At 57.9% G+C, this 16,264-nt stretch carries 11 protein-coding genes and 1 pseudogene; 8 read left to right on the top strand and 4 right to left on the bottom strand.

What is annotated here, in order from left to right; translation table 11 throughout:
- Positions 1-92 precede the first annotated feature (92 nt).
- Positions 93-473: a hypothetical protein gene (locus ACMDCR_RS28125; protein ID WP_413989778.1), complete on the top strand. Its 381-nt coding sequence runs from the start codon at positions 93-95 to the stop codon at positions 471-473.
- A gap of 221 nt (positions 474-694) precedes the next feature.
- On the opposite strand, the gene ACMDCR_RS28130 is transcribed toward ACMDCR_RS28125, so the two are convergent.
- Together ACMDCR_RS28130 and ACMDCR_RS28135 are read right to left on the bottom strand one after the other, a co-directional pair.
- Positions 695-2,293 carry a GMC oxidoreductase gene (locus ACMDCR_RS28130; RefSeq protein ID WP_413989779.1) on the bottom strand — a complete coding sequence of 533 codons (1,599 nt, stop codon included), beginning with the start codon at positions 2,291-2,293 and terminating at the stop codon, positions 695-697.
- A 90-nt stretch (positions 2,294-2,383) separates the two neighbouring features.
- Entirely contained in the window at positions 2,384-3,421 is a 1,038-nt protein-coding gene (locus ACMDCR_RS28135; protein ID WP_413989780.1) for an NAD-dependent epimerase/dehydratase family protein, read from the bottom strand.
- Between the two features lie 513 nt (positions 3,422-3,934).
- Between ACMDCR_RS28135 and ACMDCR_RS28140 the strand changes: the two are divergent.
- The 7 genes and pseudogenes from ACMDCR_RS28140 to istB all read left to right on the top strand — a co-directional run.
- Positions 3,935-4,819: pseudogene (locus tag ACMDCR_RS28140) on the top strand (IS630 family transposase); the annotation flags it as partial.
- A 183-nt stretch (positions 4,820-5,002) separates the two neighbouring features.
- A complete protein-coding gene (gene tnpA / locus ACMDCR_RS28145) occupies positions 5,003-5,398 on the top strand; it encodes an IS66-like element accessory protein TnpA (protein ID WP_413989781.1) in 396 nt (131 codons plus the stop codon).
- A gap of 50 nt (positions 5,399-5,448) precedes the next feature.
- Positions 5,449-5,742 carry an IS66 family insertion sequence element accessory protein TnpB gene (gene tnpB / locus ACMDCR_RS28150; RefSeq protein ID WP_413989782.1) on the top strand — a complete coding sequence of 98 codons (294 nt, stop codon included), beginning with the start codon at positions 5,449-5,451 and terminating at the stop codon, positions 5,740-5,742.
- 71 nt (positions 5,743-5,813) lie between these two features.
- Positions 5,814-7,467 (top strand): IS66 family transposase gene (gene tnpC, locus ACMDCR_RS28155; protein ID WP_413989783.1). Its coding sequence is split into 2 segments (ribosomal slippage): positions 5,814-6,542 and positions 6,544-7,467, totalling 1,653 coding nucleotides; the frame shifts between segments, so codons are not numbered across the junction.
- Positions 7,419-7,718 (top strand): hypothetical protein, encoded by a 300-nt coding sequence (locus ACMDCR_RS28160; RefSeq protein ID WP_413989784.1) that lies wholly within the window; start codon positions 7,419-7,421, stop codon positions 7,716-7,718. The genes tnpC and ACMDCR_RS28160 overlap by 49 nt, the downstream gene beginning before the upstream one ends.
- 389 nt (positions 7,719-8,107) lie before the next feature.
- Positions 8,108-9,631 (top strand): IS21 family transposase, encoded by a 1,524-nt coding sequence (gene istA / locus ACMDCR_RS28165; protein ID WP_413989785.1) that lies wholly within the window; start codon positions 8,108-8,110, stop codon positions 9,629-9,631.
- Positions 9,621-10,415, top strand: coding sequence for an IS21-like element helper ATPase IstB (gene istB, locus ACMDCR_RS28170; protein ID WP_413989052.1), 795 nt, complete (start codon positions 9,621-9,623; stop codon positions 10,413-10,415). The genes istA and istB overlap by 11 nt, the downstream gene beginning before the upstream one ends.
- Positions 10,416-10,843: 428 nt before the next feature.
- On the opposite strand, the gene ACMDCR_RS28175 is transcribed toward istB, so the two are convergent.
- Together ACMDCR_RS28175 and ACMDCR_RS28180 are read right to left on the bottom strand one after the other, a co-directional pair.
- A complete protein-coding gene (locus ACMDCR_RS28175) occupies positions 10,844-14,497 on the bottom strand; it encodes a trypsin-like peptidase domain-containing protein (RefSeq protein WP_413989786.1) in 3,654 nt (1,217 codons plus the stop codon).
- On the bottom strand, positions 14,479-15,465 hold the full coding sequence (locus tag ACMDCR_RS28180; RefSeq protein WP_413989787.1) for a hypothetical protein: 987 nt from the start codon (positions 15,463-15,465) through the stop codon (positions 14,479-14,481). The genes ACMDCR_RS28175 and ACMDCR_RS28180 overlap by 19 nt, the downstream gene beginning before the upstream one ends.
- Positions 15,466-16,264: the final 799 nt, after the last annotated feature.

Raw genomic sequence — 16,264 nt, forward strand, 5'->3', positions numbered from 1 at the left:
GAATACCTTGGATGTAGGTATAGCAAAGTTTAAAGGCTGTCTTGGTGCACGCATATTAAACTTATTTAATACAAAATACCCGAATTGGGGTCTTGCTCGAAGAAGATTCCATCGGCGACGGCGCTTTATCTCATATTGACGTATTGACGCTGGCCTTGCGCCAGACGGCGCTATCCCCGCCAATGACATCCCAGGTAGGCAGGGGAGCCTTTATCGCAATGCGGCCGACGGGTACCGGCGCCGTCACCCCGCGCAAGACCGGCGCCAATGGCGTCGTTCGCCGCTTCGGGCATGCCGAGCTCACGTCCGCGACGGGCGGCGAAATCACCATCGTCACCCACCCCAGCGAAGTCGGTTTCAGCCCGATCGACCTGCTCGATGCCGCCCTCTCCGCCTGCCTCGAGCTCAGCGCTGGCATCGCCGCGAGCGAAGACCGGTACGCGACAGGCTGCGCGGCGTCGAGGCGAATGTGAGCGGCGTGAGTGCCCGGATGGCTCGTGCATGGTTCATTTCCAGGTCGAGATGCATGTAGATGCCGATCTCGATGAAACCGGAATGGAGGAGACCATCGCGGCGGCGGAAAAGCTCTGCACCGTCAATACGCTGTGAAGTGAGCCTTCTTTCGAAATCCATCGACGGGCATGACAGTCGGCACCTGGAAACCTCGGCGCCAGGGTTCCTCCGCCGTACGTGGTCAGCCCTCGGACAACGCACCGTTCAGGTGATCGGCCAGCCGGATTGTCAGCGCAATGATTGTCAGGGTCGGATTGGCATGGCCGCCTGTCGAGAAGATCGAGCTTCCCGCTACATAGAGATTGGAAAGCCCGAACACCCTGGCATTTTCGTCGACCACCCCGTCACGAGAGGTCCGGCCCATCCTGGTCGTGCCGATCAGATGATAATTGCCCTTGAGGTTGTCCTCGGTGATAGGCTCGTTGCTCGTAAGCCAGGGCTCCAGCGTCGCCTTGCCGAAACCCAGCCGCTGCAACTCGCCGGCCACCGCCTCGGCGAATTTTCGGGCCGTGGTGCGCTCGATCTCCGAGATCCGCCAGTCGACCACCGCCCGGGGCACGCCGAGTGCGTCGCGCTCGGCGGACAGGGTGATGCGGCTATCTGGTCGAGGCTCTTGTTCGAGGTCCGCAACGACCCTGATCGTACCGGCGGGAAAATAAAGCTGGCGGCCCGTGATATATTTCCTCCAGAGCGTCCGGATCATGGAGAGACTGCCCAGGGACAAGTGCGCGAAATCCCTCAGGGCGCCTCGATAGCCGCGCCGGCTGGTCAAGGCCGCTCGCATACGCTTGGCGGCCTCCACATCGAAAGACGAATAGCAAAGGCCCGCACTGGCGTTGAGGAGCTTGTGCTCGCGCTGTGCCCGCTCCGACAGGGCAAAACCCAGCTCGTATTGAACCGTCCGGTTGCCCCGGACCTCATATTTGTTGATGGCGCGTTGGAGCCGCAGCGATTCTGCCTTGTCCGCCTCTACCGTCAGGATGGTCCCGCGCGGGTGCTGGGCGAAATATCGCCCTATGTTGTCCCCGCCCGGCAAGGCCCGCTGCAGGCCGGCATTCAGATTGAGCAGGATCCTGGCATTCTCGATGGCGCTGCAACACAGGACAAAGGCCTTTGCGGCGATCTCGAGGCTGCCGCCATTGAGAGACGCGAAGCGAGCGACCCGTATGGCTTCGCCTTGCGCCGCCGGCTCGAGCTTGACCAGATTGGCATGCAGGAAGACCTTGAGGTTGCGCGCCCGTCCGAATGCGGAACGGTGGGCACTGCCCCAATTGAAGCTGCGACGATGTCCCGACGGTATCCGAAGCAGCCGCGCCCCGGCCGGGTCCGGCGGTGCGAAGCGCCAGACGAAGGGAACGACGTCGGAGGTCTCGAAGTGCGGCAGGGCTTTGCCGACAGAGGCCAGCGCGCACTCGTCGTCAAGCCATGGCTCCTTGAAATTACCTGCCTTCTTGGCTCTCTCGTAGTAGGGCAGCAATTCGCCCCAGGTCATCGGCCACGACGAGTTCTGAACCCAGTCGCGGCCTTCGAAATCCAGGGGGTCCATCATGGCCGAGCGGCCGCCCCACCGGGTTCCGGAGCCACCGAAGACGCGGTACCGCCCCTCCGTCTGCAGGATCGGATGGCCGAGGCTGTCCCCGTGATAGAGGTGCTGCGTCGGCTGCTCGTCACCAAATCCGCCGGATTCCGCAAGGCAGATCTTGAGGCCGCCCTTCATCAGTTCCGTCGCGATGGTAATGCCCGCCGGGCCCGCGCCGACGATGCAGACATCAGCGGACATCGCTGGCAGGTTCTTATCGCTCCGCAAGTCAAAAAACATAACTGAAACCTTGGCAGGACTCTGACACCCCGGTGCGTGGCTATCCTGCTTTCAAATGAGATTTTCCGATCGGGCCCAGGCGATGGAATTGCGCACCCCGACGTCGAGCGGCGTCCGAGGAACGAATCCCATCGCAACGGCGCGATCCGGCGAATAGAAAACTGGCCTGGAATAGGCGGTCGCGGCCCGGTCCTCAGGCCGCGCGCCCATGGCGGCGTACGTTGTTGCGAAGACGCTGGCGAGGCGAGGGCTGCGAGCGAGCAAAGGCCCAAAGAGCCTGCGCAATCCCTGCAGTGCCCCACGCACCACTCGACGCATTTGCCCGTGACTGCGAACGGCACCGCCTCCGCCCTGGCGAGCCTTCTTCCCAAGTCCCCGCGCAATCTCGCCGAAATAGTCGTTGAAGGTCGGCGCCGGGAAACCATTGACGTTGAAAATCGAGAATGCCGGTATTGACGCCGAGATCAGCCGCTCGCAGAAATCCGCAAGGTCTTCGACATAGACGAGATTGGCAGTGCCCGCGCCGGCGGCACCCAATCCCAGGAGGTGGCCCCTCGCGATGCTGCGAAGGAATGCCAGGCTCCATTCGCTCCCTTTCGGTCCATAGATCAGGGAGGGGCGAAGGGCGGCAATGCGGAAATCTTCCGACGCCCGCTCAGCGCAAGCCCGCTCGGCTGCGAGCTTCGCGCGACCGTACCAGTTGATCGGCTCGCAAGGCAAGGTTTCCTCAACGACTACCCCCCTCGCCTCGCCGTAGACGGCCACCGAGCTGAAGTAGATAAGTCGCTTAACCTTGTTATGCTCGCAGGCGTTCAGGATATTCTGGATTGCCACCGCAGCGTCCCGCCCCGTCGTTCTTTCTCTGAAACAATTGATGACGACATCCACCTCATGCATGGCTTCGTGCAGAGACTTTGAATCAAATACATCGCAATGTATTGACTTTACGCAATCGATCCCTCCGGTATCGCTGGTTTCTGTTGTTCTCGAAGCCGCCAGAATAAGCCCCGTGCGACGGGAAACGAGCTTTTCTATGACCGCATTCCCAACAAATCCGGTGGCACCAATTACGAGGATTTTCGAGCTCATCGCCTTTGTCAGGGAAACGTCAACCCAATAGAATCTGGAAAAGCAGCGCCGTCCGCAAATAGCCTACACCTATCGGCTTGCATTTCAAGTTTCCCGGCACTCGTTCCAGACATTCTACAGATTTGATTTACTGCCCCCGTTAGGGGATGCAAAGCCCTCGCCTTTAGGCGAGAGCATAAAAAAGTTGGGGGTGCCTTGCCTCCCCTGCTTGCATTGTTCGGTGCATTGAGGCTCCCGAAGGATTGCAGAAGGGCCTGGTTAGGTCGGAGGGCATAAAGTGTTCAGTCCCAAAGTGTGGTGAATTCAGTCAATCTGGTCCCGCATTCCGGTAGGAACTATGGGTCAGATACCCCATGGCAGCGCCACGACCACGCACGCCATCCGAGCTGCGAGACAGCGATCGAAGGCTCCGCTCAAAGAGCTAGAGCAGCGTGTATTTTCTAGGAGTCGCGTGGATTCCCACATCGGGTGGGAAGTGATTCAAGATGGGTGCCGAGGCGGAGGCCGCAGCCAATGACACGTCCTTATTCGATGGATCTTCGGGAGCGTGTTGTTCGAGCCGTGCGTGAGGAAGGGCCTTCGCGCCGTCAGGTAGCAGAGCATTTCAAGATCGGGGTTTCGACAGCAGTCGCGTGGTTGGATCGGGAGAAGTCGACGGGAAGTGCCGCTGCGGGGAAGGTGGGCGGCTACAAACCGCGCCGGATCCTTGGCGAGCACCATGAGAGGCGGGTGGCCCGCTGCCGGTATGGGAGCCATTTCACGATTGCCAGGCTAATCGGGGAACTGGCCGGGCGCGCGGTAAAGGTCGATCATCACAGTGTGTGGAACTTCCTGCACGAGCAAAAGCTGACTTTTAAAAAAGGACGTTGGTCGCCAGCGAGCGCGAGCGACCCGACGTCGCCAGCAATGGACCAAGTACACTCCCTTGATCGATCCCAAGCGTCTCGTTTTCATTAACGAGACCTGGACCAAGACGAACATGGCTCCGCTTCGCGGCTGGCGCGAATGTGGCGAGCGGCTCGAGACCGGTGGCCCGCATGGTTATTGGCAGACCCAGACCTTCATAGCGGCCTTGCGCCATGACAGGGTGGAGGCCGCGGGTCTGGGATGGCCCGATCAATGGCACCCGTTTTCAAGCCTATGTCGAAGCTGAACTGGTGCCAGCACTGAAGGCAGGCGACATCGTCGTCATGGACGATCTCGGCTCCCGTTGGGGGCAAGGCGGTGCGTCAGGCCATTCGCAAGGCGAGAGCTAAGCTGCTCTTCCTGCCCAAATATTCGTCCGACCTGAACCCGATCGAAGAGTTCTTCTCCAAGATCAAACACTGGCTACGAGAGATAAAGGCACGCTCGCTCGGCGACATCTTCAGCGAAGCGGCGGCGATCCTGCGCAGCCTGGTCGAGAGCATCACCCTGGTCCCGGATGCCGGCACGCTCGCCATCGTGCTGCGCGGCGACCTCGCCGCCATGCTGCGCCTGGCCACGGCCAAGCAGAACCGTAGGCCTCCGGCGAGGGCCGCCTTGCATGGTGACGGCCTGAGGCGAAGCATGCGGCTTTAAGGCTAGCCTTAAGGTCGGTTGATGCGAGTTGAAGTTCTGGGCGGAATTGAGCGCCGCCGTCGCTGGTCTCGCGACGAGAAGATGCGGATCATTGAAGAGACGTTGGCGCCTGGCGCGGTGGTGGCAGAGATCGCGCGCAGACACGGCATTGCGACGAGTTTGGTGTTCACGTGGCGGCGACAGGCCCGTGTTGCGAGCAGCCCTTCGACAGCGGCACACCTTGTTCCAGTCCGGATCGTCCCAGCCGAGCTCGTGGCCGAGAAGGCACCCTCCATGGAACCGCCATTGGGGGCGCCCGTCAGGAAACGCCGCGGCCTGATCGAAATCAAACTCGGTGACGGCAAAAGTATCCGGGTTGATGAGAATGTCGACGCTGAGGCGTTGGGGCGGGTTCTTGATGTTCTGAGCCGACGATGATCCCGATCCCAAGCAATGTCAGGGTTTGGATCGCGACGGGCCACACGGACATGCGCCGCGGCATGCAAGGCCTGGCTCTGACGGTGCAGGAAAGCCTCAAACGTGATCCGCATGCGGGCGATCTCTACATCTTCCGGGGCCGTCGTGGCGATCTAGCCAAAATTTTGTGGCATGACGGCATCGGGCTGTCTCTTTACGCCAAGCGGCTGGATCGCGGAAAGTTCATCTGGCCCTCGGCATCGGCTGGGGCGGTGTCGATCTCGGCGGCGCAGATGGCCTATATGTTGGAAGGGATCGACTGGCGAAATCCCCAACTGACATGGCGGCCCGAGCGCGCGGGTTGAGGCAGAAAAATGCGAAGCGAGGACCATTTTGGGGCATCACAACGCGCCGAATTTGTGATTCACTTCCTGGCATGAATGCTGCCAGCGACGCCGTTCCCGACGACATCGCCGCCCTGAAAGAGGCGTTGAGGATCGAGCGCGCGCAGGCTTTGCAGATGGCGGCAGAGCTCGCGGTCGCGCGCGCGAAAGCGTCCGAGGATCTGGCGTTGATCGCCCAGCAGAAGCTGCGGATCGCCAAACTGGAGCGCCAGGTCTGCGGGCAGCGATCGGAACGCTCTTCTCGCCTGATTGATCAGCTGGTGCTTTCGTTCGAGGAGCTGGAAGCCAGCGCCACGGAAGATGAGCTTGCGGCCGAGAAAGCGGTTGCCAACACAACAGCTGTGAACGGATTTACGCGTAAGCGCCCTGAGCGCAATACGTTCCCCGATCACCTTCCCCGCGAGCGCGTGGTGATCGAGGCGCCGACAGCGTGCGAGTGCTGTGGCGGCCATCGCCTGCGCAAACTTGGCGAGGACGTGACCCGAACACTGGAATCGATCCCTCGGCAATGGAAGGTGATCGAGACCGTGCGGGAGAAGTTCAGCTGTCGCGACTGCGAGAAGATCACGCAAGCGCCGGCGCCGTTCCATGTCATTGCAAGGGGATGGGCGGGGCCCAGCCTCCTGGCCATGATGGTGTTCGAGAAGTTTGGTCAGCACCAGCCCCTGAACCGTCAAGCCGAGCGCTACGACCTGGAGGGCGTGCCGATCGCTCTGTCGACCATGGCCGACGCTGTCGGATCGGTCTGTACGGTGCTTGACCCCCCTCCGCCGACGGATCGAGGCGCATGTCATGGCCGCCGAGCGTCTCCATGGGGATGACACGACAGTGCCTGTACTGGCAGCAGGCAAGACCGACACAGGTCGATGCTGGGTCTATGTTCGGGATGACCGACCTTTTGGGGGCACGGGGCCGCCGGCGGCGCTGTTTTATTACTCGCGTGATCGCAAGGGCGAACATCCTCAGGCGCATCTGGCCGGATATACCGGCATCCTGCAAGCGGATGCCTTTGAGGGCTATAACAAGCTCTATCTGGCCGGTCGCAATCCCGGTCCTATCCGGGAGGCGGCATGTTGGGTGCATGCGCGGCGCCCGTTCTTTGCCATGGCCGATATCGAGGAGAATGCGCGTCGCAAGGCCGCGGGCAAGAAGGAGATCGTGTTGTCGCCGATTGCGATCGAGGTCGTGCGTCGCATCGATACCTTGTTCGAGATCGAGCGATCCATCAATGGCCAGAGCCCAGAAGAGCGCCTGGCGGTTCGACAGACCCTAAGCCGGCCCTTGGTCGAGGATCTCCATGTCTATATGCGCGAGCAGGCAGCCAGGCTGGCTCGCGGGCATGACCTGGCCAAGGCCTTCAACTATATCCTCAAGCGGTGGGCGAGCTTCACCCTGTTCCTCGAAGATGGGAGGGTTTGCCTGTCCAACAATGCCGCCGAACGAAGTCTGCGTGGTATTGCTCTTGGCAGAAAGTCGTGGCTGTTCTGCGGATCTGACCGCGGCGGGCAGCGTGCAGCGGCCATGTACAGCCTCATTGTCACGGCCAAGATGAACGGCGTCGATCCGCAGGCCTGGCTGGCTGACGTCCTCTCTCGCATCGCCGCCCATCCCGTTCACCGGCTGGACGAGTTGCTGCCATGGAACTGGACGTCTCCAGCATCAGCGATCCGCGCTCGAGCGGCCTGACCATGCACATCAATAAGGTCCATCACGTCACGACCATCGCTCGCGTCGCCCAGGACCTGGGTGAAGACGAGGACTGGCTGCACGACGTTGCCAATGAAATGGAAATCGAGGATGGCGTTATCTGGGTCTACGGTGTTGGCGAAGATGGCGTCATGGCGTTCACCGACTTTGGAATCGAGAATCTGATCGAGCTCATCAAGATGCACAAAGACGACCCGACACTACTCACACGATGGGACCGGACCGAGTAGCCAGCATGCGGCCTACGCCGGATGCCTACGCAGAACCCAGCCGCCCTGCAGGAGCTCAAGGCTCTCGACCGCCTGCTTGGCTCAGCAACCAAGGCGGTCGTAGGCCAGCACGCAAACGCAAAAACCCCCGCCCTTTCGGGGGCGGGGGTTTTGGGTCGCTTGCTGTCGCAAGCATCAGTGGTTGCGGGGGCTCGCAACACCCGATTCTTGCGACTGGTTGAAGACATCATACTACGGGTCGCAGCATAGCGGCTTCTGGTCGACAAGAGGCTGATCTGTTGATTTCCACTGAGAAGTGACCCAGTTCGAGGGGATTTTTCCATCGAGAATTGACCCATGTTCGAAGCTCCCCCTGTGCGGCTAGCGCAGGGGACGACGGAGTGATCAACATGGAGTTATTGAGCGTCATCCGACGCTGGCACTACCGGGACCATTTGCCGATCCGGGAGATATGCCGACGCACGGGGCTATCGAGGAATACGGTTCGCAAATATTTGCGCGCGGACCGGATTGAGCCTCAGTTCTGTGTTCCCGATCGGCCCAGCAAGCTTGATCCTTACGCAGACAAGCTGTCGGCGATGCTGCGGGTGGAGGCTGGCAAGAACCGCAAGCACAAGCGCACGATCAAACAATTGCATGTCGATCTGACCGTCCTTGGTTACGAAGGCTCCTATAATCGGGTGGCAGCCTTCGCACGCGAATGGAAGGCAGCCCGCCAGCATGAACAGCGCACCAGCGGTCGTGGCACCTTCGTGCCGCTGGCCTTCGTGTCGGGCGAGGCGTTCCAGTTCGATTGGTCCGAAGACTGGGCCATCATCGCCGGTGAGCGAACCAAGCTGCAGGTTGCCCACTTCAAGCTGTCGTGCAGCCGTGCCTTCACGCTACGGGCCTATCTTCAGCAAAGCCATGAGATGCTGTTCGACGCCCACAACAACGCCTTCCGTGTCCTGGGCGGTGTGCCGCGCCGGGGGATTTACGACAACATGCGCACAGCCGTCGACAAAGTCGGCCGTGGCAAGGATCGCCAGGTCAACATCCGCTTCTCGGCCATGGTCAGTCACTTTCTGTTCGAGGCCGAGTTCTGCAATCCCGCCTCAGGCTGGGAGAAGGGACAGATTGAGAAGAACGTCCAGGATGCCCGGCATCGATTGTGGCAGCCTATGCCGAACGTCCCGTCCCTGGAGGCGCTGAACGACTGGCTTGAGACACGCTGCCGGGACCTATGGTCCTTGACCCCGCACGGCGTCCAACCCGGCACCGTCGCCGATGTCTGGAACGAGGAGATCCGTCATCTGATGCCGGTCCAACGCCCCTTCGATGGTTTTGTCGAATACACCAAGCGCGTCTCACCGACCTGCCTGATCCATCTGGAACGTAACCGCTACAGCGTTCCAGCTTCCTTCGCCAATCGACCGGTCAGCGTCAGGCTCTATCCAGACCGCATCGTCGTCGCAGCCGAGGGCCAGGCTATCTGCGAGCATCGGCGGGTCTTTGTCCGGTCCCATTCCCAACAGGGCCAGACGATCTATGATTGGCGCCATTATCTGGCGGTCATCCAGCGCAAACCAGGAGCCCTGCGCAACGGTGCCCCCTTTGCCGATTTGCCGGATGCCTTCCGATCGTTGCAACACCGCTTGCTCAAAACGCCAGGCGGCGACCGCGAGATGGTCGAGATCCTGGGGCTCGTGCTTCAGCATGACGAACAGGTCGTGCTGACGGCCGTCGAACTGGCATTGAGTGCAGGTGTTCCGACCAAGACCCATATCCTCAACCTGCTGCATCGCCTGATCGACGGCAAGCCGATCACCCCACCAACCGTGGACGCTCCCCAGGCTCTGGTTCTGACCACTGAGCCCAAGGCCAATGTCGAACGTTATGAGGCCCTGCGCCGGGAGGCTCGCCATGCGTCATAATCCGGCAAGCGGCGCTCTCGTCATCATGCTGCGCAGCCTCAAGATGCACGGCATGGCCCAGGCCATCGGCGAATTGACCGAACAGGGCTCCCCGGCCTTCGAGGCCGCCATGCCGATCCTGGCGCAACTCCTCAAGGCCGAGACAGCCGAACGCGAAGTTCGATCAACGGCCTATCAGCTCAAAATCGCCCGCTTTCCAGCCTACCGAGACCTCAGCGGCTTTGACTTTACTTCCAGCGAGGTCAACGAGGCTCTCGTGCGCCAGCTCCATCGCTGTGAGTTCCTCGAGGACGCTCATAATATCGTCCTGATCGGCGGCCCCGGTACGGGCAAGACCCACATCGCCACCGCACTCGGCGTTCAGGCGATCGAACATCATCATAAACGCGTTCGCTTCTTCTCAACCGTCGAACTCGTCAATGCTCTCGAGCAGGAAAAGCTCCAGGGAAAGGCTGGTCAGATTGCCGGTCGCCTCGTCCACTCCGACCTCGTTATCCTCGACGAATTAGGATACCTGCCCTTCAGTGCCTCGGGTGGCGCGTTGCTCTTCCACCTGCTCTCCAAACTCTATGAGCGCACCAGCGTTGTCATCACCACCAATCTCGGCTTCAGCGAATGGGCTTCCGTCTTCGGCGATGCCAAGATGACCACTGCGCTCCTCGATCGCCTCACCCATCACTGCCATATCCTGGAGACCGGAAACGACAGCTTCCGCTTCAAAAACAGCTCTGCGAAAAGTCCAAAGCCAGCAAAGGAGAAGGCACGAAACTTGACCTCAGCCTGACACACAAACATCATCGAGGCGGGTCAGTTCTCAATGGAAATCCCGGGTCAATTCTCGACGGAAATCAACAATCTGATCAAGGCGGGAGCGAAACATGTCCTTCTGCCCGCCATCCTCGCGCTCGATCGGACGCATCAATCCCCTCGCAATTTGCAAGAAATGCCGCACGAAACGGCCAGAATCTTGCAAATCACTATACTTCAAACCTTGATTTCATCAATAAATATCAATGAGTTGGGATTAGTTCACTGTCGACAGTTTAAGGACGGACGACAGCAACGAAAAACACTTGTTCTCAGGCGGATGGCTGTGTGGCGGGTTGCGTCGGCTTACGCCGCGGTGCCGCGCTCTCGCGAGGCGTGCGATAGCGAAACTCGTTGGATTGTCGCACACGTCTGCACTTCGGGGTCGGATACTTTGAAATGGTTCTATTTTCGATATATGTCTGTTATTGGCGCCCAAATCGAATGGCCTTGCGTCGACATAATTACATCACCGCCAACCTTAATACGATCTCCCTGGTTTATAGACACATTCGGCACGCTAGGAGGATTTTCGTATATACGCGTACGTTTATTCCAATGTCGTGGTCCTATTCGTACATTTGCGGGAGTGTCCGCCACCATAATGTCGTTCGGAGCCGGATATATTGCCGTCGGCCTAGATATATTCTTGAATGATTGCTCCGTTAGCGAACTCATATCATCGCCTGTCAGCCCGATGTTAACGTATCCCAGCACTCCTGGCAGCGGCACCGGGTGACTAAACACGTCTGGCGACGGTTCTATCTCTCTACCGAGAAACTCTGAAATAGGCGCCACCACATAAAGTTTGTGGTCTGTTCTTTTCGGATCAAGTGTTATAAAAACATCGCCCGCAACCCTGAGCTTATCACCCGGATCTGTTTTGACGACGGGTGGATCGCTTTGTACAACATAGTTGTTTTGGACAGAATCCCAGTGAAAAGGAACTGCTCTAACACTGAACGCGCCCAACGATTTCCTCGAAATCACGTCACCTCGACTCGGTAGACGCGATTTGTCCGCTCCATCAATAGTGAAATATGAAGGATTCAGCGTGTTTGCTGTGTCTATTAGCCCGAATATGACATATCCAATAACTCCATCTGCACTGTAGTCCAGCTGGGCGATCCGCTCAGCCACCGCGTCTCTCAGAGGCGGAAACGAACTGGCTATCGCTTTGAGTTCTTCACGATCATCCGACATGGGGATACGCTTCTGCGCTTTAATCAGTCGTTCCGCTTCGTTCACTTGGGCTATCCGCGCCTCCACCTCAACCTTAAGAGTTGGAAAATTCGTTTCAATCGCGGTGAGTTCATCGATGTTGTTTATCACGGAGACGCGCTTTTGCGCCGCGGCCAATTTGTCAGCATACTCCAACTGTGAGATTCGTGCCTCTGCTGCGCCATTTAGGCTTGGGTAGTCACGGGAAATCTTTCTAATTTCATCGGGGTCGTTCGCGGCGGCAATGCGGTTTTGGGCCGCATTCAATCGTTCCTCTTCCTCCAACTGAGCTATCCGCGCGTCCGCAGCGCCTTTTAGGCGTGGATAATCATTGGCAATCTTTCCGATTTCATCGCGATCGTTCGACACGGCGATGCGTTTTTGCGCCGTACCCAATCGTTCCTGTTCATCCAACTGGGCTATTCGTGCATCCACCTCAACCTTGAGGCTTGGAAAGTTCACCGCAATCCCCTTGAGGTCGTCGCGGTCGTCCAGCAAGACAATGCGCTTCTGGGCGTCAGCCAATCTGTCCTTATAGTCCAATTGGGCTATTCTGGCGTTCACCTCGCCTTTCAAGTCCGGATCGGCGTTCGCAAGCAATTCGAGTTCATTCCGGTCAGTTGAGATCGCGATGAGCTTTTGCGTCGCATTCAATATCTGCGCGTTCTTTAGAAGAATTATTCGCGCATCTGCTGCGCTTTGCAAATCAGGAAAGTCTGCCAAAATCTTACGGATCTCGTCTGTATTGTTTGACGAAGCGATGCGCTTTTGCGCTGCCAGCAATTTGTCGGCGTACTCCAACTGTACAATCCGCGCATCTGCTGCGCCTTTTAGACTGGGGTAGTCACTACCAATCTTTCTGATTTCCTCCGGGTCATTCGCAGCGGCGATGCGTTGTTGCGCTGCGGCCAATTTGTCGGCGTATTCCAACTGTGCGATGCGCGCGTCTGCTGCGCCTTTCAGGCTTGGGTAGTCGTTAGCAATTTTTCTGATTTCATCGGGGTCGTTTGCCGCCACTATGCTCTTTTGAGCCGCATCCAATCGATCCTCTTCGTCTAGCTTGGCGATCCGCGTATCCACTTCAACCTTTAGACTTGGAAAAGTCGCTCCTATTTCTTTGAGTTCATCGGCGCTGTTCGTCACAGCAATCCGTTTTTCCGCCGCGCTCAATTTGTCAGCGTACTCCAACTGTGAGATTCGCGCGTCTGCTGCGCCTTTCAGGCTTGGGTAGTCGTTAGCAATTTTTCTGATTTCATCGGGGTCGTTCGCCGCCACTATGCTCTTTTGAGCCGCATCCAATCGATCCTCTTCGTCCAACTGGGCGATTCGCGCGTCCGCAGCACCTTTTAGCGTTGGATAGTTGTTGGCAATCTTTCTGATGTCATCGCGGTCGTTCGACGCCGCTATGCGCATTTGCGCGGTATTCAATCGATCCTCTTCGTCCAACTGGGCTATCCGTACATCTACCTCACCCGAGAGTTTTGGAAAGTCACGACCAATAACTTTTAGCTCATCGCGGTCGTTCGACGTTGCAATCCGACTTTTCACTGAGCTCAATAATTTGCTTATATCATTCTTGACTGGCTCATAATCGTTAGTGATGGCCTCAGACGCGTTATAGAGGCGCATCGCCTCGCGGTCATCTTTATCGAGACCACCTCGTCCCTCCGCATACATCTTGCCAAGATCGTCTAGCGCTACAAAATATTGGGCGTCCGCACCCTTACGGAACCATGACACGGCTTCTACTTCGTCTTTTGGGATACCGTCTCCATCACGATACATTCTCCCGATATTGTCAAAAGCTGGTGCAAAACCGAGGTTAGCGGATTTTTTGTATAGTCGAAGTGCTTCTCTTGACTCCGGACTAGTACCCTTTCTCTGATAGGCACGGCCAAGCTCAAAGGCAATGCTTGGATCGTCTGGATGAAAACCCAGTGCAGTCAAACATGCTTGAACAGCTTTATCTGCGTCCAGTTTGTCAAGCTCAACTCCTGGGATTCCAAATGCTCTGTTAGGGTCGAGCGGACTTGCCGCTAATAGATTACAGTCACGCACAGCGTTTACGATCCGCTCATCTTCGACGGGAGGCGGTGGCGGCTCAGAAACGAGCCTATCGAATGGGATGTCCCAGTCATGCAAGTGTGCAGTGAGAGTAGTCATCGCGACGGCCCGGGTTTCAAAGGCGTCGGCATCACTCGTGACCATGGCCACGATACCCTCTGGCATTACAATAGCAGCTCCGGAACTCCCAGGCGGTGTGGGCAGACTGTCGAATACCAGGCGGGTTGGATCGATAATTCGCTTAACGAATCCGCCATGGACACCCGATACATCCCAGCTTTCCGCACGCCCTATACTCCAGACCCACTCGCCGCCCCTCAGAGCATCCGGCGCGACTATCGGAGCGGCGGCTTTCGGCGCTCGATCAGCAGCGTCGCGAACCACTAGCACCGCCAAGTCGTCATAGTTTGGAGGGCTGGCGTTCGGAGCGTCGAGCCGCTCCGCCGTTACATCTGTTTCAGGCGTGCTTCGAAACCTAAGGTGCGGTCGATCAGTTAGCTGATGATCGCGATCAAACACCACGTGGTTGGGCGTTACAACATAAAGATCGGTACCCTTGGTACCAACGATCAAGCCGAAACCTTCGTTTGTGGAGTTGCCCTTGCTTGTTTGAGGCAGCACGCGAACCACTTGATCGTCAAAGCGGGCCGCCCGCAGTCGTTGAGCCGACTCCCTTTGGCTCTCCGTTGACTGAGAGCCAGCGGGCAAGACCGTGCTCGTCAAAGCCAAGAAAATAAGGGCAAACCGCATCAGGACTAGGACTTCATTGCCCATTGTCGAGCTTTCCAAAGTGCGGCAAGCAGCGCAATTGCTGCTCCCCAGGCAAGTTTCAATCTGTGCTGGCCAACAAGATACTCAAGAACGCTCGGGGTAAGATCACGATCCGCCTGCGGTGTTCTGTCGGGTCGAGGCGGCCCCAGTCCAATCCGTCGCGCGAGTCCTGACACGTCCAAAGCCACCCCTTTGTCAGTTATCTCGATCCGTGCCACCGTAGCCACAACGTTATCGAGCCACACCAATTCATGCGGTCGCAACGTAGTCTTAGAATCGGAGTCGAGAAGCTGCAAAGTGCCGCTGATAATCTCCGACTGGAAAGGTAGACGACGATCTTCGGTGCTGGGCAGAGGTCGGCTAAACCGAAGTTGGTTCACCGGTTGATCGAACAAACCTAGCCCTTGTACCCCCGCAGCGCCAACCAGTACGATACGAACTGGTTCTGGGGAATTGCCCTGTTTGGCACTGAACCTAAATGGCCGGCTGGCTTTAGCAACCTCGGTCGGCACGCCGTCTTCGTGAATCTCGGAGACGGTGCCTTGAAACGTGATTCCGATCTCACCTCCACCTGACAACCGTAGATCAGGGTTGCCATCGGCGGTGATAGTCACCGTCAACGTCGCGTTTGAATCGAGAAGAATTGAGTCGATCACCTCCTTGTTCGCGGAAAGTCTTAAGATCCCAACTGGTTTGTTCATCCCTAATAATTCAGGTGGGAGGCCGCTAGCGTCGTATCCAGATACGCGAACCTCAACATTGGGTGGCAATAACAGGCCGAGCGAATGGTCAGCCCGCTCCGAAACCGTGATGTCAATTGTATGACTCACAACTTCAAGAGAGAATCGATTAGTCGACCAGGACACCGAAGCACAAACGAGTAGTCCGACAATAACCAGTACAGCACTAGAGATAAACCAGTTGCTTCTAAGAAACCTCGCAGCCATGCTTTCTGGAACCCATGGGGCCATCTGCCTTACCCAATTCAATGCGCCAATAGGATAAAGAGAGCGGCCCTAGGAACTCCCTGAGCGTAGAACGAAACCTCCAGTGTAGTCTGCTCTGCAGGTAACGCCGCTCCCAATTCAATTGCTAGCTTCGTCCCTTGGGGTACAAGCCCACTGTCCAATGTTTGCCAGAAGGTAGGCACTGCGGTGGCAGCGTAAGTGCGCCATGCTACGTCTGTCACGTCGGCCCCGGAACGCACAATCGCGCGGAGGCCCGAGTCCGATTGGGGGCCTGCAACTGTGACTTCGACTGGAATATAACCGGTTTCCCCGTGCGCCATTTTGCGCAGACCGAAAGCACCAAGCTGATCCGCTGTAATGTGCGCGGGACTAATCACGTCATCGATCGGCACGCGCAATTCGTTCTGCCCCGATGGGAGCTCAGCGTCGAGGCGGTAGAAACGCGTAAGTGGAATTGCGACCGCGCGCAATTCGGTGACTACCCCCGCCAATCCCGGTAGACGAAAGACTAGTTCGCGATCCTGCTTTAAGTCGTATCGAATAGCGCCCCTCGTGAACGAAACAAGGGACATACCCAGTTCACCTGCGACAGGGGATACATACAGCCCTTCGCATCGAGGCCCTGGTTGCCGTAACTTGTAGCTCAACAGCGATCCATCGGTTGGAAGCTCGCCGCAATTCTGTTCGTCCGCCAAGACCTTACCGCTAGCAGCGATCGTCAATCCGATAGCGAGAAGGAGCAACCAGCTTTGTCGGATGCACATATAGGTCTCCTCCTCGACACCGTTTTATCGGTAGCGAC

This window comes from Labrys okinawensis, assembly GCF_047345005.1.
In the GTDB taxonomy this organism is placed as follows: Bacteria; Pseudomonadota; Alphaproteobacteria; order Rhizobiales; family Labraceae; genus Labrys; species Labrys okinawensis.

Coding starts and splice junctions, on each gene's coding strand:
- ACMDCR_RS28130 (WP_413989779.1), bottom strand. CDS start 2,293: ATGTCCGCTGATGTCTGCATCGTCGGCGCGGGCCCGGCGGGCATTACC.
- ACMDCR_RS28135 (WP_413989780.1), bottom strand. CDS start 3,421: ATGAGCTCGAAAATCCTCGTAATTGGTGCCACCGGATTTGTTGGGAAT.
- tnpA (WP_413989781.1), top strand. CDS start 5,003: ATGCGAGTTGAAGTTCTGGGCGGAATTGAGCGCCGCCGTCGCTGGTCT.
- tnpB (WP_413989782.1), top strand. CDS start 5,449: ATGCGCCGCGGCATGCAAGGCCTGGCTCTGACGGTGCAGGAAAGCCTC.
- ACMDCR_RS28160 (WP_413989784.1), top strand. CDS start 7,419: ATGGAACTGGACGTCTCCAGCATCAGCGATCCGCGCTCGAGCGGCCTG.
- istA (WP_413989785.1), top strand. CDS start 8,108: ATGGAGTTATTGAGCGTCATCCGACGCTGGCACTACCGGGACCATTTG.
- istB (WP_413989052.1), top strand. CDS start 9,621: ATGCGTCATAATCCGGCAAGCGGCGCTCTCGTCATCATGCTGCGCAGC.
- ACMDCR_RS28175 (WP_413989786.1), bottom strand. CDS start 14,497: ATGGGCAATGAAGTCCTAGTCCTGATGCGGTTTGCCCTTATTTTCTTG.
- ACMDCR_RS28180 (WP_413989787.1), bottom strand. CDS start 15,465: ATGGCCCCATGGGTTCCAGAAAGCATGGCTGCGAGGTTTCTTAGAAGC.